The sequence below is a fragment of the Streptomyces sp. P6-2-1 genome, assembly GCF_050613165.1.
Classification (GTDB): Bacteria; Actinomycetota; Actinomycetes; order Streptomycetales; family Streptomycetaceae; genus Streptomyces.
In genome coordinates this window covers 4,489,578-4,509,183 of the sequence record NZ_CP192513.1, presented here as the reverse complement: position 1 = coordinate 4,509,183, position 19,606 = coordinate 4,489,578, and the positions used below count along the sequence as shown (strand labels likewise).

At 72.6% G+C, this 19,606-nt stretch carries 13 protein-coding genes, 1 pseudogene and 1 CRISPR repeat array; of the genes and pseudogenes, 4 read left to right on the top strand and 10 right to left on the bottom strand.

Annotation, left to right across the window (positions count from 1 at the left end; translation table 11 throughout):
• Window positions 1-22: 22 nt before the first annotated feature.
• Window positions 23-697: an HAD family hydrolase gene (locus tag ACQYWQ_RS19420; protein WP_431036188.1), complete on the bottom strand. Its 675-nt coding sequence runs from the start codon at window positions 695-697 to the stop codon at window positions 23-25.
• The gene (locus tag ACQYWQ_RS19415) at window positions 698-1,222 is read right to left on the bottom strand and encodes a DUF6912 family protein (RefSeq protein ID WP_431036186.1); all 525 of its coding nucleotides are present in this window, start codon (window positions 1,220-1,222) and stop codon (window positions 698-700) included.
• Window positions 1,223-1,402: 180 nt separating this feature from the next.
• Between ACQYWQ_RS19415 and ACQYWQ_RS19410 the strand changes: the two genes are divergently transcribed.
• Window positions 1,403-1,834, top strand: coding sequence for an Rv3235 family protein (locus tag ACQYWQ_RS19410; RefSeq protein WP_431036185.1), 432 nt, complete (start codon window positions 1,403-1,405; stop codon window positions 1,832-1,834).
• A 550-nt stretch (window positions 1,835-2,384) separates the two neighbouring features.
• Window positions 2,385-2,840: a CRISPR direct-repeat array (repeat unit 29 nt; unit sequence GGGTCCATCCCCGCGCAGGCGGGGAGCAC).
• A gap of 1,132 nt (window positions 2,841-3,972) precedes the next feature.
• Here ACQYWQ_RS19410 and ACQYWQ_RS19405 read toward each other — a convergent pair.
• From ACQYWQ_RS19405 to secA, 3 genes and pseudogenes are all read right to left on the bottom strand, one after another.
• A protein-coding gene (locus tag ACQYWQ_RS19405; protein WP_431039256.1) for an IS5 family transposase occupies window positions 3,973-4,802 on the bottom strand; the annotation gives its coding sequence in 2 pieces (ribosomal slippage) (window positions 3,973-4,458 and window positions 4,461-4,802; 828 coding nt in all).
• Window positions 4,803-4,865: 63 nt separating this feature from the next.
• Window positions 4,866-5,728, bottom strand: a pseudogene (locus ACQYWQ_RS19400) (IS5 family transposase).
• Window positions 5,729-6,362: 634 nt separating this feature from the next.
• The gene (gene secA, locus ACQYWQ_RS19395) at window positions 6,363-9,158 is read right to left on the bottom strand and encodes a preprotein translocase subunit SecA (protein WP_431036183.1); all 2,796 of its coding nucleotides are present in this window, start codon (window positions 9,156-9,158) and stop codon (window positions 6,363-6,365) included.
• Window positions 9,159-9,589: 431 nt separating this feature from the next.
• On the opposite strand from secA, the gene ACQYWQ_RS19390 reads away from it, so the two are divergent.
• The gene (locus tag ACQYWQ_RS19390) at window positions 9,590-10,816 is read left to right on the top strand and encodes a winged helix-turn-helix domain-containing protein (RefSeq protein WP_431036181.1); all 1,227 of its coding nucleotides are present in this window, start codon (window positions 9,590-9,592) and stop codon (window positions 10,814-10,816) included.
• A 121-nt stretch (window positions 10,817-10,937) separates the two neighbouring features.
• Here the strand turns inward: ACQYWQ_RS19390 and ACQYWQ_RS19385 are convergent, their stop codons facing one another.
• Window positions 10,938-11,657, bottom strand: coding sequence for an SDR family oxidoreductase (locus ACQYWQ_RS19385; protein WP_431036179.1), 720 nt, complete (start codon window positions 11,655-11,657; stop codon window positions 10,938-10,940).
• A 95-nt stretch (window positions 11,658-11,752) separates the two neighbouring features.
• Here ACQYWQ_RS19385 and ACQYWQ_RS19380 point away from each other — a divergent pair, with 95 nt between their 5' ends.
• Window positions 11,753-12,628: a LysR family transcriptional regulator gene (locus ACQYWQ_RS19380; protein ID WP_431036178.1), complete on the top strand. Its 876-nt coding sequence runs from the start codon at window positions 11,753-11,755 to the stop codon at window positions 12,626-12,628.
• Between the two features lie 686 nt (window positions 12,629-13,314).
• Here the strand turns inward: ACQYWQ_RS19380 and ACQYWQ_RS19375 are convergent.
• The 4 genes from ACQYWQ_RS19375 to ACQYWQ_RS19360 all read right to left on the bottom strand — a co-directional run bounded on the left by ACQYWQ_RS19375 (window position 13,315) and on the right by ACQYWQ_RS19360 (window position 17,349).
• A complete protein-coding gene (locus ACQYWQ_RS19375) occupies window positions 13,315-14,067 on the bottom strand; it encodes a response regulator (RefSeq protein ID WP_431036176.1) in 753 nt (250 codons plus the stop codon).
• Window positions 14,068-14,846: 779 nt separating this feature from the next.
• Window positions 14,847-14,969, bottom strand: coding sequence for a hypothetical protein (locus tag ACQYWQ_RS19370; protein ID WP_431036175.1), 123 nt, complete (start codon window positions 14,967-14,969; stop codon window positions 14,847-14,849).
• 542 nt (window positions 14,970-15,511) lie between these two features.
• Complete coding sequence (gene hpf, locus ACQYWQ_RS19365; protein ID WP_431039255.1) at window positions 15,512-16,222, bottom strand: ribosome hibernation-promoting factor, HPF/YfiA family; 711 nt, start codon at window positions 16,220-16,222, stop codon at window positions 15,512-15,514.
• A gap of 320 nt (window positions 16,223-16,542) precedes the next feature.
• Window positions 16,543-17,349: a ComF family protein gene (locus ACQYWQ_RS19360; protein ID WP_431036173.1), complete on the bottom strand. Its 807-nt coding sequence runs from the start codon at window positions 17,347-17,349 to the stop codon at window positions 16,543-16,545.
• A gap of 274 nt (window positions 17,350-17,623) precedes the next feature.
• On the opposite strand from ACQYWQ_RS19360, the gene ACQYWQ_RS19355 reads away from it, so the two are divergent.
• Entirely contained in the window at window positions 17,624-19,048 is a 1,425-nt protein-coding gene (locus ACQYWQ_RS19355) for a hydrolase (RefSeq protein ID WP_431036171.1), read from the top strand.
• The last annotated feature ends 558 nt before the right edge of the window (window positions 19,049-19,606 follow it).

Sequence of the window (19,606 nt, the reverse complement as noted above, 5' to 3'; positions counted from 1 at the left end):
GTGTGCTCAGGCGTCCTCCGTGTCAGACACCCGCCGCGATCTCGACCGCCTCCGCGAGCGAGTCGGCAACGGGGAAGCCCGTGCGGGCGAGGCTCGCGCGGCTGTGGGAGCCGCCGGTGTAGAGGACGGCGCGGGCCCCGGCGGCGCGGGCCGCGTGGGCGTCGTCCGCCGCGTCACCGATGACAACCGTACGGGCGGGAGCGACGTCGTCGGCGAGCGCGGCCAGGTGCCGTACGAGGTGCTCGGCCTTGCCGCCCCCCGAGGGCCCGGTGCGCCCCTGGACCCGCACGAAGCGGTCCGCGATGCCGAACCCGTTGACGAGCGGCACCAGTTCCTCGTGCCCGTACAGGCTCAGCAGCGACTGGCTGCGACCGGAATCGAGCCACGCGTCGAGCACGTCGACGGCCCCCGCGGTGAGCCCGCACCGCGTGCTCTCGCGCGCGTAGTGGCGCTGGAACGTGCCGTCCATCAGCTCCCACTCCTCCGCCGTGGGCGCACGCCCCATCAGGGCCTCGTAGAACTCGGTGACGGGCACGCGGTACAGCTCGCGGTAGCGCTCCAGCGTGAGCGAGCGCAGCCCGGGCAGGGCGAGTTCGGCGAAGGCCGCGTTGGTGGCGCCGAGTACGGCGTCCATGTCGTGGAAGAGCGTGCCGTTCCAGTCCCAGACGAGGTGCTGGGCCGGTATCGCCGCGCTCATTCAGCGCTCCTCGGCGGTCGGCGCGATGAGGTACGGGATCTCCTGCGTCGCGAACCACAGCAGCTCGTGATCCTCGGCCCCGTCCACGACGAACCGCGCGTCCGCGTCCCCCTGGTCGGCGGCGCCGAGCGCCTCCGCCGCCGACGTCACGTCCTTGACGGCCTCCTCACCGTCCGCGTGCACGGCGGCCGCCTTCGCGAGCCGGACGGGCCCGGCGAGCCGCACCTCCCCGACGGAGTCCGCGTCCATCCCGTGATCGGGATCGGTACGGGCCGCGCTGTCGGGCACGTCGATCGCGAGCACGACCCGGCGCCTGGCCTCGGCGGGGTCGACGGCGAGCAGCCTCAGCGAGGCGGCGGCGGCGCGACTGAGCGCCGCGTACTCCAGTTCCTCGATGTCGTCGGACACGTACCACTCGCGCAGCGCGGGGGTCACGGCGTACGCCACCACGGACTCGGCCCCCAACTCGCCCCCCTCATGGGCCCGCGCGAGCGCGCTGAGAGTGAGCGGGACGTACACACGCATGGAAACCGCATCCTTTCGCCGGTGCGGCAAGGATACGTGGAGCGGGCGGGCCCTCACCCGGATCGGTGAACCGGTGACCGCCGTCGCCGCACACGCACAGTGACCGCCCGTGCGCCTCGCTTCGCGAACCCTCTCCCTACCGCCCAGTAACAACCGCGTTTCCCCGGAGAGAGGTGCCCGATGTTCACGACCGAGAGTGACGACTCCCCGCGCGTCCCCGCCCAGCGCCGCCGCCGGCGCGGAGCCCAGCGCGGCCCCTCGGGCCCGGCGGGCCGCGCCCCGGCCAACCGCCGCCGCGAGCGCGTCCGCCCGCACGCCCCGCAGGACGAGTGGGCCCGCCGCCTCCTGGCCGCCCTGACGGGCCACCGCACTCCGCAGGACCTCTGGGGCCTCGCCACCGGCACGGCCCTCCACCACCTGACCACGGCGACCCCGCCCTACCCCACCGCCGCCCCGGTCCTCCGCACCACCCGCGCCACCCAGATCGCCCCGGGAATCCTCGAAGCGAGCGCGACCCTGGAAACGGACGGCCGCGTCCACGCCATCGCCTTCCGCCTGGAGGACTGGGGCGACGGCGTATGGCGCTGCACAGCCCTGGAACTCGCGCCGTAGCGCGCAAGCCCGGAGCGACGCGAGCCCGCCCCCCGCCATGCGTGCCGATGGGCCCCGGACCACTGAGTGGTCCGGGGCCCATCGGCACGCATGGCGGGACAGCGAACGGAGCCCGACGCCGGGGACGGCAGCAGGAACGGAAGGCCCGGGCCGCCGGGGACAGGCACCGAAGGCCCGGGACAGGGACGGGCACCGAAGGCCCAGAGCAGGGGCCTGCCAGCGTGGCGAGGGCGGAGGTACGGAGCCCGGCGCCGGGGGCGGGGGCGGAGGCGGAGGTCCAGGGCGGGCCCATCAGCGTAGGAGCGGGGCAGGGGTACTGGGGGCCCGAGCGGGGCCTACCGGCGTGGGAGTGAGGTCGAAGACCAACGCCGGGGCAGGGTGCCGGGCCCGTGGAGCAACCGGAGCCCGAACTGCCCTCCTCGCTAACGAGGCCCCCGACGCTGGACGGGAAGCCCCCCATCACGCAGGGCCGTCTCCCCACACGGTCAGGACCACCCCTCCGGAGGCGTGCGGCACGTTGCCACGACCTACACAACCGGCAGCGGCAGGCGGGCCCGTCCCCGCACAGGCGGGGAGCACAACCACCCCGTGCTCTCGGCTTTCGAGGAGTCGGGCCCATCCCCGCACAGGCGGGGAGCACCCGGAGGTGCCCGCGGGCATCACGCGCGGCGAGGGTCCATCCCCGCGCAGGCGGGGAGCACCCCTCGATCATCTGCGGGGTCGGCGCGGCCAGGGGTCCATCCCCGCGCAGGCGGGGAGCACCCCTCGATCATCTGCGGGGTCGGCGCGGCCAGGGGTCCATCCCCGCGCAGGCGGGGAGCACAAGGACTTCGCGAGCGAGGAGGCGGCGCACGAGGGTCCATCCCCGCGCAGGCGGGGAGCACTGAGTCGCCCAACTCCCTACGGAGCGCGGTACGGGTCCATCCCCGCGCAGGCGGGGAGCACATGCTGCTGTCCTACGACTACTGGTGCAAGGAGGGTCCATCCCCGCGCAGGCGGGGAGCACCCTCGTTGACCTGCGGCCCTACCCACGCCGGACTCCCAGTCTCGCAACAATCGAGGGTTCAGCCGCCCGGCTCCGCCCTGCCGCTTCGCACCTCCCGTCAACCGCCACCCCCGAAAGAGTCGGTCTCACTGTCCCCCATCGAGTGAACATCGGGCGCCTGATTCACGCCCGCACGGCCCACCCTTCCAGCCCTACAACCAGAAAATCCCCCGGAAAAGCCATCGTCCCCGCCGCCCGAAAGAAAGGGAGCCGCCGACCACAGCTCACCAACGCAAACCGCCGAATACCCCCACCAGGAGAGGACCCCACCGCGAACCCACCAGCCCCGCTACCAGACCCCAGCGCCACCCAGCCCAGGCTCCCTGCCATCGGACCACCGCGCCGCCATCAGGCCAATTCCGTCAGGCCCCCGGCCACACCCCACCCTCGACCACCCAGCCACGCAAGCACCGCCCGCCCGGCTACCGAGCCCGCCCCACCACCGGGCGACCCAGCTACCAGGCTGCCCAACCACGAGACCCCCGAGCTACCCGGCCACCCGGTCCGGCGCCCCGGGCCACCGGAGCCACCCAGCTACCGAGCCCACGCCACCGCACCACCGGAGCCGGCCCCCAGTCGCCAAGCCACCCGGCTACCAAGGCCACCCGACACCCAGCCCACCAGCCATTACCAACAACTCCCGTCAGCTCTGGCCCGACCCCGCCCGCCAAGCCCCGCAAACCACCGGGCCGCCGACAACTGAGCCCCCCAAGCACCCAGCCCCGGCGCACGGGCCACAGGCACCCCGACCACCGAACACCGAGCACCCAACGACCAAGCCACCAGAACCCCGAGCTACCGGGCCGCCCCGCCCATCCGGCTACCCGGCCCACCCGGCGCCCGGCCCACCGCGCTACCCGGCCACAGCCAACGACTCCCGTCAGGCCCCGACCAGACCCCACCCCAACCACCAAGCCACCCGAGCACCGGCAACCGGCACCGGGCGGGCACCGCCAACGAATCGCACCAGCCCCTCAACCACCAAGCCACCCAACCACCGAGCCACCCGACACAACCACGCCGCCCGGACACCCGGCCCCAGCACACGCGGCACCGGGCACAACCAACTCCCGCCAGGAGCCGTCTTCACATGTCACGCCCACATCAGGAGCGAGGCGAGGGTGACGGCTGCCTCGTAGGACTCGGCGGTCTTGTCGTAGCGGGTCGCGATGCCGCGCCACTGCTTGAGCCGGTTGAAGCACCGTTCCACGATGTCGCGCCGCGTGTAGAGCTGCTTGTCGAAGCTTGGCGGACGCCCGCCGCGGCTGCCGCGCCGGAGCCGGTTGCGGACCTGGTCGGCCCGCTCGGGGATGGTACGGCCGATGCCGCGACGCCGCAGCCACGTTCGTATCGCACGAGAGCTGTAGCCCTTGTCGCCCAGCACGTGAGCGGGCCGCACTCGGGGCCGCCCCGGCCCGGGGCGGGGCACCCGGATCGCCTCCATCACGGCGGTGAACTGCGTGCAGTCGTTGCTGTTCCCGCCCGTGAGGGTGAAGGCGAGCGGACGCCCGAAAGCGTCGCAGGCCAAGTGAATCTTGCTGGTCAGGCCACCCCGCGAGCGTCCGAGGCATGGGCTGCGGCGCCCCCTTTTCGGGCCCCGGCGGCATGCTGGTGGGCACGCACGACGGTGGAGTCGACCGACACCAGCCCCTCGATGTCCCCGGCCGCGTCCGCCTGGGCCTGCGCGGCCCGGAGCATCCGCTCGAAGGTGCCGCCCAGGGCCCACCGGCGAAAGCGGGGGTGCAGCGTCTGCCACGGCCCATACCGCTCAGGCACGTCCCGCCAGGCCGTGCCGGAGCGGAACTTCCCCACGATCCCGTTGAGCACCCTTCGATCGTCCAACCGCTTCCGCCCCCGCAAGGACGCAGGCAGCAATGGCCGGACGAACTCCCACTCCTCATCGGACAGTTCATGGCGACGAATCACCCGACCATGATCCACCACTCAAGATCAACTGAAGACACGGCCTAGGACGTGTCCGCAATGTCAGTCGGGGAGCCGGAGGCAGAGGCGGGCGAGAGCGACGAGGACTTTGTCGCGGCGGGCTCGTTTGTCGTAGCGGGTGGCGAGGGCTTCGTTTTGAGCTTGGTGAAGCGGCGTTCGACGAGGTTGGGGCGCCGGTAAACCGTGCGGTCGAGACGGCAGAGTGTCTCGCCGCGTCGTTGGCGTCCGCTGATCCGGTCGGTGCGTTCGGGGATGGTACGGGCGATGCCGCGTCCGCGGCGGGTACGTGCGGATCTTGCGGGACGCGTAACCCTTGTCGCCGGTCGCCCGGTCGGGCCGGGTGCGGGATCGGCCCGGGCCGTTCCGCTTGATCGCGATACGGGCCATGACCGGCCCGGACTGCCTGTGGTCGTTGACGATTCCGCCCATGATCGTGAACGCGAGCGGCAGGCCCTTCCCGTCGCGGGCGAGGTGGATCTTCGTGCTCAGCCCGCCGCAGGACCGGCGAGCGCCTCACCTCTCCGGAGCCCCTTTTCGCGCCCAGGACGCGCGCTGATGCGACCCGCACGACCGTCGAGTCGACGCACACGATCGGCCAACGGACCTCGCCGACCGCATCGGAGCGCCGCTGGACGTGAGCCGGGCCCCGGTCCCAGCATCCGGTCCCAGATCCCGTCCGCAGACCAGCGCCGGAACCGTTCGTAGACCGTCTTCCACGGCCCATACCGTTCCGGCAAGGTCCCGCCAAGCCGCACCCGTGGACAGCTTCCACAGAATCCCGTTGAGGACCTGCCGACTGTCCCGCACCGGCCGCCCATCCACGGCGGAGCAAACAACGGCCCAACCACAGCCCAGGCTTGACCAGTCACTTCATGACGACGCACCACGAACGGGCCTACGGCCAACTGACATTGCGCACACACGGCCTAGGCCGAGCCACCGGCCACCGGGCTACCCGGCAACCAAGCCACCCGAGCACCGGCCACCCACCGATCCAACCGCCCAGCCACCCTTGCACCGAGCACCGAGCCCACCCGACGCCCGGCCACCGCGCAGCCACCGGCCACCGGCCACCGGGAAACCCCGCCTTCAAGCCACCCAGCTACCAGACCCAGCTACCAGGCCGCTACCGGCCACCCGGCCCCAGAGCACCCGGCCATCGGGCCCCGAGCTACCGGGCCTCCGCGCCACCAGCCCCCAAGGCCGCCGTGCCACGCCCCACCCGGCCAGCAGACCCCCGCGCCACCGCGCCACCGCGCCCCGCCAACTCCCGCTCGGCCCGGCCATCAAGCCACCCGACCGGGCCACCCAGCCACCGACCCCCGAGAGCTACCGCCCCCGGCCCCGGAGCACCAAGCCACCCGGCCCCAAGCAAGCCAAGGCCCAACTCCCGCCAGGCCCCGGCCACCAAACCGCCAGATCCCCGAGAGTTACCAGCCACCCAGCCCAGGAGCACCGGGCCACCGCCCCCAAGCCACCCGGGGGCCCCGCCAACTCCCGCCGGGCCCCCGGCCAGAACCCGCCCCCGGCGAGATCCCGTTACTTCTTCCGGCGCCGTCCCTTCTGCGCCTTCCTCCGCTCCGCCCGCGTCATTCCGTCGCCCGCGGCCACCGGCTCGCCCGGTTCCCGTGCGAACTCGCCCTCGACCACGCCGCCCTCGCCGTCCACGGTCGGGGCGGAGAAGTGGAGGCGGTCGGCGCGCTGCGGGGCGTCGAGGCCCTTCGCACGGATCTCGGGGCGTCCCGCGCCCGCGGGCACCGCGTCCTCCGGGGCCTCGTCCTTGACCTCGACCTCCTCGACCTGCTGCTCGACCTGGACCTCCAGGTTGAACAGGTAGCCGACGGACTCCTCCTTGATGCCGTCCATCATGGCGTTGAACATGTCGAAGCCCTCGCGCTGGTACTCGACCAGGGGGTCCTTCTGCGCCATCGCGCGCAGGCCGATGCCCTCCTGGAGGTAGTCCATCTCGTAGAGGTGCTCGCGCCACTTGCGGTCGAGGACGGAGAGGACCACACGCCGCTCCAGCTCCCGCATGATCTCGGAGCCGAGTTGCTCCTCGCGCTTGTCGTACTGCTCGTGGATGTCCTGCTTGATCGCCTCGGCGATGTACTCCGCGGTGAGCCCGGCACGGTCCCCCGCCTCCTCCTCCAGCTCCTCCACCGTGACGCGCACGGGGTAGAGCTGACGGAAGGCGTTCCACAGCCGGTCGAGGTCCCATTCCTCGGCGAAGCCCTCGGCGGTCTCGGCGGCGACGTACGCGTCGATCGTGTCGTCCATGAAGTGGATGACCTGGTCCTGGAGGTCCTCGCCCTCCAGGACGCGGCGGCGCTCGCCGTAGATGACCTCGCGCTGCCGGTTGAGCACCTCGTCGTACTTGAGGACGTTCTTGCGCGTCTCGAAGTTCTGCTGCTCGACCTGCGACTGGGCCGAGGCGATGGCGCGGGTGACCATCTTGTTCTCGATCGGCATGTCGTCGGGCACGTTCGCCATCGACATGACGCGCTCGACCATCTGCGCCTTGAAGAGCCGCATGAGGTCGTCGCCGAGCGAGAGGTAGAAGCGGGACTCGCCGGGGTCGCCCTGACGGCCGGAACGACCGCGCAGCTGGTTGTCGATACGGCGCGACTCGTGCCGCTCGGTGCCGAGGACGTAGAGCCCGCCGAGGTCCTTGACCTCCTCGAACTCCGCCTTGACCGCGGCTTCGGCACGCTCAAGGGCGGCCGGGAGGGCGGCGGCCCACTCCTCGACGTGCTCGACCGGGTCGAGTCCGCGCTGGCGCAGCTCGGCCTCGGCGAGGTCGTCCGGGTTACCGCCGAGCTTGATGTCCGTACCACGCCCCGCCATGTTGGTGGCGACCGTGACCGCGCCCTTGCGCCCGGCCTGGGCGACGATCGTCGCCTCCCGGTCGTGCTGCTTGGCGTTGAGCACCTCGTGCTGCACGCCGCGCTTGGCGAGCTGCTGCGAGAGGTACTCGGACTTCTCGACGGAGGTGGTGCCGACGAGGATCGGCTGCCCCTTCTCGTGCTTCTCGACGATGTCGTCCACGACCGCGTCGAACTTGGCGACCTCGGTGCGGTAGATGAGGTCCGACTGGTCCATGCGGACCATCGGCTTGTTCGTCGGGATCGGCACGACGCCGAGCTTGTAGATCTGGTGGAACTCGGCGGCCTCGGTCATCGCCGTACCGGTCATGCCGGAGAGCTTGTCGTAGAGGCGGAAGAAGTTCTGGAGGGTGATCGTGGCGAGCGTCTGGTTCTCGTCCTTGATGTCCACCCCTTCCTTCGCCTCGATCGCCTGGTGCATGCCCTCGTTGTAACGGCGGCCGGCGAGGATACGGCCGGTGTGCTCGTCGACGATCATGACCTCGCCGTCGATGACGACGTAGTCCTTGTCCTTCTTGAACAGCTCCTTGGCCTTGATCGCGTTGTTGAGGTAACCGACCAGGGGGGTGTTCACGGACTCGTAGAGGTTGTCGATGCCGAGCCAGTCCTCGACCTTGGCGACACCGGGCTCGTGGATCGCGACGGTGCGCTTCTTCTCGTCGACCTCGTAGTCGCCGGTCTCCTCGATGCCCTTGAGCTGGTTGCCCGGCTCACCGCGCTCCAGGCGCTTCACGAGGCGGGCGAAGTCGCCGTACCACTTGGTGGCCTGGTCGGCGGGACCGGAGATGATCAGCGGCGTACGGGCCTCGTCGACGAGGATCGAGTCGACCTCGTCGACGATCGCGAAATTGTGACCGCGCTGGACGAGTTCGTCCTGCGACCAGGCCATGTTGTCGCGCAGGTAGTCGAAGCCGAACTCGTTGTTCGTGCCGTACGTGATGTCGCGCCCGTACTGCTCGCGCCGCTCGGCCGGGGTCATGTTGGCGAGGATGCAGCCGATGCTCAGGCCCAGGAACTTGTGCACCCGGCCGGTCAGCTCGGAGTCGCGCTCGGCCAGGTAGTCGTTGACCGTGATGAGGTGCACGCCCTTGCCCGAGAGCGCGTTGAGGTACGCGGGGAGGGTGCCGACGAGGGTCTTGCCCTCACCGGTCTTCATCTCGGCCACGTACCCCATGTGCAGGGCCGCGCCGCCCATGATCTGCACGTCGTAGTGGCGCTGACCGAGGACGCGCTTGGCAGCCTCGCGCACGGTGGCGAAGGCCTCGGGCATGAGGTCGTCCAGGGACTCCCCGTCCGCGATGCGCTGCTTGTACTCGTCGGTAAGCGCGCGCAGCTCGGCGTCGGAGAGGCTGACGAAGTCCTCTTCGATGGAGTTGACCTGGTCCGCGATGCGGTGCAGCTTGCGCAGGATCTTGCCTTCGCCTGCACGCATGATCTTCGAGAGGACGGACACGAGGGTGGGTCTCCTTGCCGGTCGGGGCCTGGCACGGTCAAGTCTTCGGGCAACGGCCATCGTATGCGAGGACCCGCCCGCGCCGGGAGGTCTGCCAAGACAGTCAACGCGCGAGGCCCTCGGAAGGTGCCGGGATGCCGTCCGCCACCTTCGCTCGCGACCTTCGCTCGCAACCTTCGGTGAGGGAGGCGGTACGCACCGCAGCGCAGTATTCCTGCCCAGGCTGTGCGAGGGAACACCGGGGAGGCACGGGCGTGGCAGTCCGCAGCCGCGCAACGGCAGTGTCCTGCCACCTCACCGCCTCTCGCTGCCGCCTCTCTGCCACCTCACTGCCCCTTCCCGCCCCTTCTCTGCCGCCGCGCTGCCGCCCCCCTGCCAGTTCACCCGCTACAGCTCCCTGGCTGTCGGCCCTCCGTCCTAGGCTGCACAGCATGACGACGCAGCCGCTCCCCCTCTCCGCCGACGAGGCCCGCCGCATCGCCCTCCGTGCCCAGGGCCTCCTCGGCGCCCCCGACCGGCGCGCGGGCGCGCGGGGTGTGCTGCGGCACCTCGGCGCGGTCCAGCTCGACACCATCTCGGTGCTCGCCCGCTCGCACGAGCTGGTCCCGTACGCGCGCCTCGGCGGGATCGGCCGCCAGGCCGTCGAATCCGCCTACTGGTCGCCACCCGAGTCCCCCGCGCACGCCTTCGAGTACTGGTCGCACGCGGCCTGTGTGCTGCCCGTCGAGGAGTGGCCGCACTTCGCCTTCCGCCGCCGCGCCTACCGCGACCGTCCGCTGTGGGGGCACGAGGTGCCCGCGGGCGCGTACGAGAAGGTGCTCGCGCAGCTCCGCGACGAGGGCCCGCTCACGGCGACGGAGCTGGGCGGCGCGAAGAACGGCGGCGAGTGGTGGGACTGGTCCGCCTCCAAGGTCGCGGTGGAGCGGGCGCTGACGTACGGGGACGTCGTCTGCGTACGTCGTACGGGCTGGCGCCGGGTCTACGACCTGCCGGAGCGGGCGATCCCCGCCGGGCTGCTCCACGACGACCTGGACGACCTGGAGTGCGTACGCCGCCTGATCCGCCTCGCGGCGCGCTCGCTCGGCGTCGGCACCCGCTCCGACCTCGCCGACTACCACCGCCTCAAGAACGAGCAGTTCGACGCGGTGATCGAGGACTGCGGCCTCGTCCCTGTGCGCGTCGAGGGCTGGGGGAAGCCGGCCTGGGCCGACCCGGCGGCCCTGGAGTCGAGCCCGCGCGGCCGCCACCGCACGACGCTCCTCTCCCCTTTCGACTCGCTCATCTGGGAACGCGCCCGCGCGGAACGCCTCTTCGGCTTCTCGCACCGCCTGGAGGCGTACGTGCCGAAGCCGAAGCGCGTCCACGGTTACTTCGCCATGCCGGTCCTCTCCGGCGGCCGCCTGATCGCCCGCGTCGACCCGGCCCGCGAGGGCACGACCCTCGTCGCCCGCCAGGTCACGCTGGGCGGCGACATCCCCGGCACGGCGACCCCGCGCAAGGCCGTCCCCGGCACGGCGAAGGCACTGGCGGAAGCGGCCACCTGGGTCGGCTGCACCCGCGTCCGCGTGGACCGCGTCGACCCACCGGAGCTGAAGGAGGCGCTGGAGCGCGAGGCGACGGCCGCCCTGGCGGCACGGCTGGAGGCAACGCAGGACTGAGATCCACGAGGGCGAGTACGGGCGGACCGGGCGCTACGGGCCGGACCGGCGGTACGGGCCGGACCGGCGGTACGGGCCGGACCGGCGGTACGGGGCGCTCGCGCGCGTCACCGGCGGGGTCTCACCACGCGACCACTCCTCCGTCGTCGAAGAACCCTCCGCGCGGGCCGTCGTCCGGGAGGGTCGCGAGGTGGAGGGCGATGGCGGCGCCTTCCTCGGGGGTGCGAGTGGACTGGTGGCCCGTGAAGTCGGTGGCGACGTAGCCGGGGCAGCAGGCGTTGACGAGGACGGGGGTGTCCGCGAGACGGCGCGCGTACTGGGTCGTGAGGGCGTTGAGCATGGTCTTGGAGGGGGCGTAGGCGGCCATGACGGGCCCGGTCTCCAAGGTCAGCGAGCCCATGTTGCTGGACACGTTGACGATGCGCGGCGAAGGGGCGCGCAGGAGCAGCGGGAGCAGCGCGTTGGTGGCGCGGACGACGCCGAAGACGTTCGTGTCGAGGACCGTACGGACCACGTCGAGGTCGAGCGTGGTCGGGTCCTGCGCGCCGTCCTCGGTGCTGCCGCCGATGCCCGCGTTGTTGACGAGCACGTCGAGCCGCCCCGCCGTCTCGGCCACGGTCCGCGCGGCGGCGGCCGCGCTCTCCTCGGAGGTCACGTCGAGCGCGACCCCGAAGGCCCGCGCCCCCTCGGCCCGCAGCGACTCCACGGCCGCCGCTCCCCGCGCCTCGTCCCGGGCCCCCACGGCGACCGTGAAGCCGAGCCCAGCGAGGCCCCGCGCGATCGCGAGGCCGATCCCCTTGTTCGCGCCGGTGACCAGCGCGGTCTTCGTCGATTGGCTCATGCCCCCATGCTCGGCGGGCCTCGTCGGGGCGTCCAATACCACTTCGGCCAGCCGTGATACCCGCCCGGTATCAGGCGCGGGCCTAGGCTGGCCGTATGAACGACGAGGCGGCCGACGTGGAGGTCCGCGAGCTGAGGTACTTCCTCGCCGTGGCCGAGGAGCTGCACTTCGGGCGCGCGGCCGAGCGGCTCGGCATCACGCAGCCCCCGCTCTCCCGCGCGATCCGGCAGCTGGAACGCCGCATCGGCGCGCGGCTCCTCGACCGGGACCGCCAGGGCGTGACGCTCACGGCGGCGGGCGAGGTGCTGCGTACGGAGGCGGGGACGGCGCTCGACGCGGTCGCGGCGGCCGCGCGCAGGACCCGCAGGGCAGGGGACCCGGAACGACACCTCGTCCTCGCGACGAAGGCGGGTGCTTCGCACGAGCTGCTGCGCGGGCTCCTCGACGCGGCGGCACGCGAACCGGCCGTCCCCCCGGTCGAGGTCCTGCTGTGCGAGGTCGGCGAGCAGGCCGGACTGCTCCGTACGGGGCGCGCCGACGCCGCGCTCATGCACCGCCCGGTCGACGACCTCAAGGGCTTCGCCACGGAGGATCTCCACACGGAGGGCCAGGTCGCGATCCTCCCGGCGGCACACCCCCTCGCCACCCGGCCCCGCCTCACACTCGCCGAGGTCAGCGACGTCCCCGGCCTCCCGATGGCCCGCTGGCCCCGCCTCGACGGCACGTACCCGGACGGCCCGGGCCCGGAGGTCCGCACCCAGTCCCAGCTGGCCCAACTCGTCTCCCTGGGCAAGACGTTGCTGGTCATCCCCGCATCGAGCCGCGCCTGGCAGTGGCCGGACCACACCGCGATCCCGGTCCCCGACGCCCCGCCCGTCACCACCGTCCTCGCCTGGCCCGCCCCCAGTCACTCCCGCCCCCTGGCAGCCCTGATCCGCACGGCGAGGTCCCTGCGCACTCCCGCCCCATGAGCCGGCGAAGACCTGCGACAGCGGTGTGAGCAGCCGTGGCGTCGGGCAGGACGCGGCGGCTCGGCGCCACGCTCAGCGGGCCGGGCAGCGGGCCGGGCAGCGAGTCGGGCAGCAAGTCGGGCAGCGAACGCACGCCCCGGAGCGAGGCGAAGGCATCCGGCAGGTCGCTCGGGTGGCGAACCACCGTCGCTCTCCCGTCCGGCACGGTCAACGGACCTGAGCATGGACGTGGTGGGGCAGGTTCCTCTTCACGTCCGGCGCACGCGGACGAGACCACCCGGGGAATCCGCGCGAACGCCCTGAAGGAATTTCCCACCGTCCTCTCCTCCGGGCCGACCTCGTGGGCTCTGCGCCCCGGAGGAGGCCAACAGCGGTACGAGCGGCTGTGCAGATCCGGCACCGGGCGCCCGGAGTCCGCGTATGCACGCCGCGATACGGGCGAAGAGCGCCCACGATGGAGGGGCGAAGGGAACGGGCGTTCGGCGCCCGGCCGGCTTCCTGAGCGCCAGGGCCGGGCCGCTCGCGCGGCTCGCCCCGTCCCCCGGAGGCGCGTCGCTCCGCCGCTCACGATCACGCGCCGCTGCGAGCCGCCTCCCGGACCGGCGGTCTTCGCGCCCATCCCCTGCGCGGGCAGCGCCTCGGCGTCCGGCCGGGTCGGCGGACGGCCGTGCCGTAGTCCCCGCCGCTCAGCGGATTTCGAGGATCTTCTCCCGCATCGCGTACACCACCGCTTCCATCCGCGAGTGCAGTTGCAGCTTCTCCAGGATGTTCCGCACGTGGTTCTTCACCGTGTTCTCGCTGATGAACAGCTCTTTGGCGATGTCCCGGTTGTTCATCCCGGTCGCGACGAGCTTGAGGACTTCCATCTCGCGGTCGGTGAGCCGGGGCGCGGGGACGAGGCGGCGTTCGTCGGTGCGCTGGATCATCGACTTGAACTCGCTGAGCAGCTTCGACGCCATCGAGGGGCTGATCTGTGACTGCCCGTCCGCGACGGCGCGGATCGCGGTGGCGACCTCGTCCGTGGAGATTTCCTTGAGGAGGTAGCCGGTGGCGCCTGCCTTGATCGCGTCGTAGAGGTCGGCCTCCTCGTCGCTGATCGTCAGCATGATGATCTTCGCGCTGGGGGCGACCTCCTTGATCGCCGTGCACGCCTCGATGCCGCCGCGCTTGGGCATCCGCACGTCCATGAGCACGATGTCGGGGAGCAGGTCGGTCGCCTTCTCGACGGCCTCGGAACCGTCCCCGGCCTCGCCGACGACCTCGATGTCCTCCTCCGTGGCGAGCACGATCTCCAAGCCGCGCCGGAAGAGGGCGTGATCATCGACGACCAGGACCCGGATCGGTTCGGCGCGGGGCCTCGGTTCGTCCTCATCGGGGCGGAATCCGCCGGAGGCACCCCCGGCTCCCGCGTCCCGCCTCGGCCCGAAGCTGTCCGCCATCGTCTCTTCCCCCTGAAGCCACGACTGTATGAGCCGACTCAACCGGGTGCGGCTGCGGGCCGGTTGGCCGTTCGGCCAATGATTCCACGTCCCGCACTCCCCGTGGGCCGCTCGGGACCCCGGCTTGAAGCCCTGGGGGCGCATCAGCGCACACCAGGGGCACCGACCAGAACCGGCGTACGGGTCTTCGCCCTCACGCCCCAGCGCACTCCCGCACACCCCGACGATCACCGGCCGAGGAACTCCCCTGCGCCAAAAGCGCACGCAGAACGTCACAATGGGGCGCACCGCCATCACACCACTCACCCCGCCCCGCCAGCTCACCCGTCCGGGGCCGGTTCAGCCGTCCCGGGTCGGCTCGGTCGGCCCATCCCCCGGCCAGCCCGACCGAGGGCCCGTCCCGGCCAAGTCCGTCGGCCCGCGCCGCCAACCCGCCCCGCAGAACAGGCCAGGTCAGCGAAGGGTCAGCCCCCCCCCCACGGCCGCACGGGTCCCCCGGCTTCGAGCCCCGCGCCGAACTCTCACTCAGGGAGATAGCAGCCCCGGCACGCGGGGCACGGCCGACCGGGCACCGGCTACATCCCGCCCATGCCACAGCAGCGGAACCCGCCCGACCGAGTGCCGCCCTGGGCCCTGTCGCAGCTTCCAGCGGGCAGCCCGCCGGGCCACGTGTCCGCCACACGGTTCAGCCAGTCCAGCAGCAGGAGCCGCTCAGCCGCACCGAGCGCGGAGGCATCCTCCCTGCCCACGGCCGCGCGCCGACGCCATCGCCGCACCGGCTATTTCCTGACCAGGGCCGGGCGCGAGGCGTCGGCGGGAGGCGTGGTGCGGGCGGCGACGACCAGATCACGGGTCACGTCCGCGGCTTCGAGATCCCGCAGCTCCGCCGACGGACTGATCAACGTGAAGATCGTGCCCGTGCCCGCCGGGTGCACGGTGCCCCGGCACGCTCGACACTCATGCGCAGCCGACGTGGCACGGCGACCGGGGCGATCGTGCCTTCCCGCCCGGCATCAGCCTCCCGACCGGCTCGGGCCGGGTGACCGGGGCGGGGGCACCCCGTAGAGCAGGGTGTTCGACCACTCGTCCCACCCGCCCAGCCGCGGCGGCCACCCCGAACCAACCCACCCGTCCACGCCGGATCGACCGACCCGGGCCAGGTCACCCGGCCCCTTCCACGGGCCGCCGAACCAACCCACCCGTCCACGCCCGATCGACCAGCCCGGGCCAGGTCACCCAGCCCCTTCCACCGGCCGCCGGGCGGCCTCGCCGAGCCGAGCCGACCGGTCCGGGAGGGGTTGGCCCGTCAGTCGACCTGCCCGGGCCGACAGGGCCCCTCAACCGACCGGCCCGGGGCGGGCGAGACCCTCGACAAACCGGCCCCGGGCCAGCAGGACCCGCGACCAAGCAGCCCGGGCCGGTACCCTCCCTCAGTCCTCAGATCTCAGTTCTCCTGGCCGCCCAGAGCGCCGCCCGCACCGGCGGGTTCGGGGGCCTGGGCCACCATTGGGTCGCTCGACAGGTGGATGACGCCGTAGTCGTAGGCGTGCCGTCGGTAGACCACGCTCGGCTCCTTCGTCTCCGCGTCCACGAAGAGGTAGAAGTCGTGGCCGACCAGCTCCATCTCGTAGAGCGCCTGGTCGAGCGACATCGGGGCCGCCACGTGCGTCTTCTCGCGTACCACGAGCGGTCCGTCGCCCTGGACCTCCAGGGAACCGACCTTCTTCGTCGGCACGGCGCCGTCGCTCTCGGGCTGCGGCTCGGCGAAGGTGCCGTCCTCGTTGAGCCCGGCGGTGCCCGGCACGCGCTCGCCGACCTCGGCGGCGGTCAGCCGCTCGGTGCCGCGCCGCGTACGGCGCTTGTCGTGCTCCTTGCGCATCCGGGCGGCGAGCTTCGCGACGGCGAGGTCCAGGGCCGCGTACGGATCGGCGGCGCACGCCTCGGCGCGGATCACAGGACCGCGCGAGCGCAGCGTGATCTCCACGCGGTCGCAGCGGTCGGCCTGCCGCGGATTGTGTTCCTTGGACACCTCGACGTCCAGACTCATCACCTTGCCGTCGAGCTTCTGGATCTTCTCCACATTCAGCTTTTCGGCCACATGCTTGCGGAACCGCTCGGGCACCTCGGTCTTACGGCCCTTGACGACGATGTCGATGTCCACGCAGAACTCCGTTCCCGGATTCACTCCGCCCGCGGCGGAGAAACTCCCACTTGCACCAGGCCCCCGGAATTCCCCCGGGAGCCCCGGACACGGTGAACCCCACCTCCTCCGCCCCGGCGGCTCGCTCCCACCAGGGGTCACGCCTACATGACGAGGGGCGACATCTCGCACGGGAAAGCCGGTGGCCTCGCGGCCGGTGGCTTCCCCACCTCCGAACATATCTCGCCCGGTGGTCAAACGGCACCCGCTGCCGAGTGATACCTCCGTTCAGGCGAATTACGCCCCTCCCTGCCTGCGAAAATCGAAATTCTCGCTCAGTTCCGGTTTATTTCGAAGGCGCGTGGAGAAACCGCGACGACGGCCGCCCGGACGGCCATCGTGATCCTTTCCCCCGCCCCTCCGGGACGGCTGGAACGATCTCCTCGGTGCACTCCTTCCACGTCTGCCGCGCGTAATGCGCGCGCGGCCTCGGCAATCGTGGCGCCGGTCGTCATGAGGTCGTCGACCAGTACGACCGTCGTACGGGGCGGAGCCCCGCGCAGGAGCCGCACGCCCCCGGCCCGTACCCGTACGGCCCCGGCGAGGTTGGTCCGTCGCTCCCGCGCGCCGAGCCCCGCCTGGTCCCGTACCTCCCGGCGGAGCGCGAGTGCGGGAACGACCCGCGCCGCGCACCCCCCGGCCCGCAACCGCTCGGCGGCGGCACGCGCGAGCCGGGGCACGTGGTCGTGCCCCCTGGCCCGTACCGCCCGCGCCGCCGAAGGCACCGGCACGAGCACGACAGGACCCGCGGCCCCGCCCGCGTCCCCGCGCGCACCCCCGCCCGTGCCCATGCCCACGCCGTGCCGCACCGCCGCGGCGAGCGCACCGCCGAGCGGCCCTGCGAGCCCGAGGGCTCCTCGTTCCTTGTAGGAGAGCAACACCCTCCGCACCACCCCCTCGTAAGCGACCGCCGCACTGACCCCCGGCAAACCGGCCGGCGGCGGTTCCGGCCGGACCCGCCGCGCTCCCGCCCCGCTCAGCGCCTCACCGCACGCCGCGCACACCGGCGCCCCGCCCGCCCCGCACCCGAAGCAGTCCGCGGGCAGCACCAGTTCGGCGAAGGCGCTCCACCACCCGTCCACACCCCCACGATCCCCCGCCCGCGCCTCCCGAACCGCCACCACGGCGGATCTGTGGACAGACTCCCGGAACCCGTCACACGCCCCACCCGTAAGAGTGAGCGCGGTGACGGAAACACCCGGGTTGTCCACAAGCGGGAACCGATAATCGGCCCGCGAGCGCGCACCCGACGCGTCGACTCCCGCCCGTGGCCGTGTCATCCGGCCGCCCGATCGGGCACGCACCCTGCCCCCTGGGCACCTGACGTGGCGTCCGCCGCGCCCATAAGGTCCGGGAGTGAGCCTCTGGACTTCCCTCGATCCCGCCTCCGCGACTGTGGACCCGGGTGGCAGTACGACGGTGCGGCTGCGGCTGCGCAACACGGGTGACGTGGTGGACGAGTACCGCTTCGAAGCGGTGGGAGCCCTCGCGCCCTGGATCGGCGTGGAGCCGCGCTCGCTGCGCTTGTACCCGGGCACGACCGGCACCGTGGAGCTGGCCTTCGCTCCGCCGCGCACGCCGGACGCGGCCGCGGGACCCCACCCGTACGCGGTGCGGATCACGCCGACGGAGCATCCCGAGGCGACGACGGTCCCCGAAGGGGTCGTCACGGTCACCCCCTTCACCGAGGTGCGCGCGGAGTTGGTCCCTCCGGCGGTGAAGGGCCGTTTCCGGGGCCGCCCGAGACTGGCCGTGGACAACCTCGGCAACGTGCCGCTGACCGCTTCGGTGAACGGCGGCGACAACGGCGATCAGCTGTCGTACGACATACGCCCTGGCAGTGTCAGGATCGAGCCGGGCCGCGCGGCGTTCGTCGAGACGACGCTGCGACCGCGGCGGATCACCTGGTTCGGCTCGGCGGAGAGGCGGCCCTTCACGTTCGCGGTGCGGCGCTCGGGCGTGGAGCCACTGGACGTGGAGGGTACGTACGTGCAGCGGGCCGTGGCGCCGCGCTGGCTGGCGGCCTGCCTCGGCGTCCTCACGGCGCTGGCCATCACGTTCACGATGCTGTGGATCGCGTACAGGCCCCAGGTCGCCACGGCCGCCACCGAGAAGCTCCAGCAAGCGGGCGTCAGCACGCTGCCGCCCGCCCCCTCGCCGACCCCGGAGGCGCCGAAGGCCCCGGCAGCCACCGCCCCGGCTCCCCCGCCCGCCGCCGAGACGCCGCAGGGGGGCGGGGGCGGCGGCTCGGAGGAGGAGTCCAGGGCACCGGAGAAGGCACCCGAGAGGACCGCGGCGACCGCCGTGCGCGAGCTGGCCGCGAAGGACCCCGCCGGACGGCACATCTGCTACCGGGTCCACCCGGCGGGCAAGGGCTGGAGCGACGCGGCGTGCGACGGCGAGACGGCGGGCACGCCGGGCTCGGGGACGCCGCTCACGGCCGTGGACATCGCCGTCGCCGGGACCAAGGGCACGTCCGGCGGCGCCTTCGTCCACGATCCCGCGTCGACCACCGGCGAGGGGCACTTCCCCGACCCCTGGTCGAACGCCGTCGACGGCGAGGACAACTACCTCGGCAGCACCAAGGAGGACGCCCCGCACATGCTGGGCTTCACCGTCAGCGTCGACGGCGGCAGGGGCGTCGTGTGCCAGTCCTCCTCCGTCCACGACGACGACTGGCTCGACCTGGCCTGCGACGAACCCGGCGCCGGACTCGACTTCACCTACGCCGGTACCCACGACAACGACTCGTGGATCGAGGCGGTCAAGCTCACGGTGTGAGGCGGGCGGACGGCAGGCGGGCGAGGCCCGGCCCGGCGGAAGCCCCTCAGCACCACCGAGCCGTGCCGCCCCTGCCCCTGCCCCATGTCGAGGAGCATCACCTCGCCCGCCGGGTGCGCGAAGTGGCGGCCGCCCTCACCCGCCGTCCCCCGGGTCCGCCCGCCCGCTCATCGGCCGGCCCCCGCCCCGCCATGACTCGGGCCGACAGACCCACGGCGCCCACCCGCTCGTCCAGGGACAGGTCGTACGCGCACCCGCACGCGCACCCGCCCCGCACGCGGACAGGTCGTACGCGCACCCGCGCCCGCATCCGCCCCGCACGCGGACAGGTCGTACGCGCACCCGCGCCCGCATCCGCCCCGCACGCGGACAGGTCGTACGCGCACCCGCGCCCGTCCCACCAGGCGCGCGGCCTGTCGCGACCGTGCGGGCGTGGGCGGCCCGCCCACCGGGCAGTCGGCGAGCCCGCCCACCAAGCAGTCGGCGAGCCCGCCCACGGGGCAGTGGGCGGGCCCGCCCGAAAACCGGTGGAACGGTCCCCCGTGCCGACCGAGAATC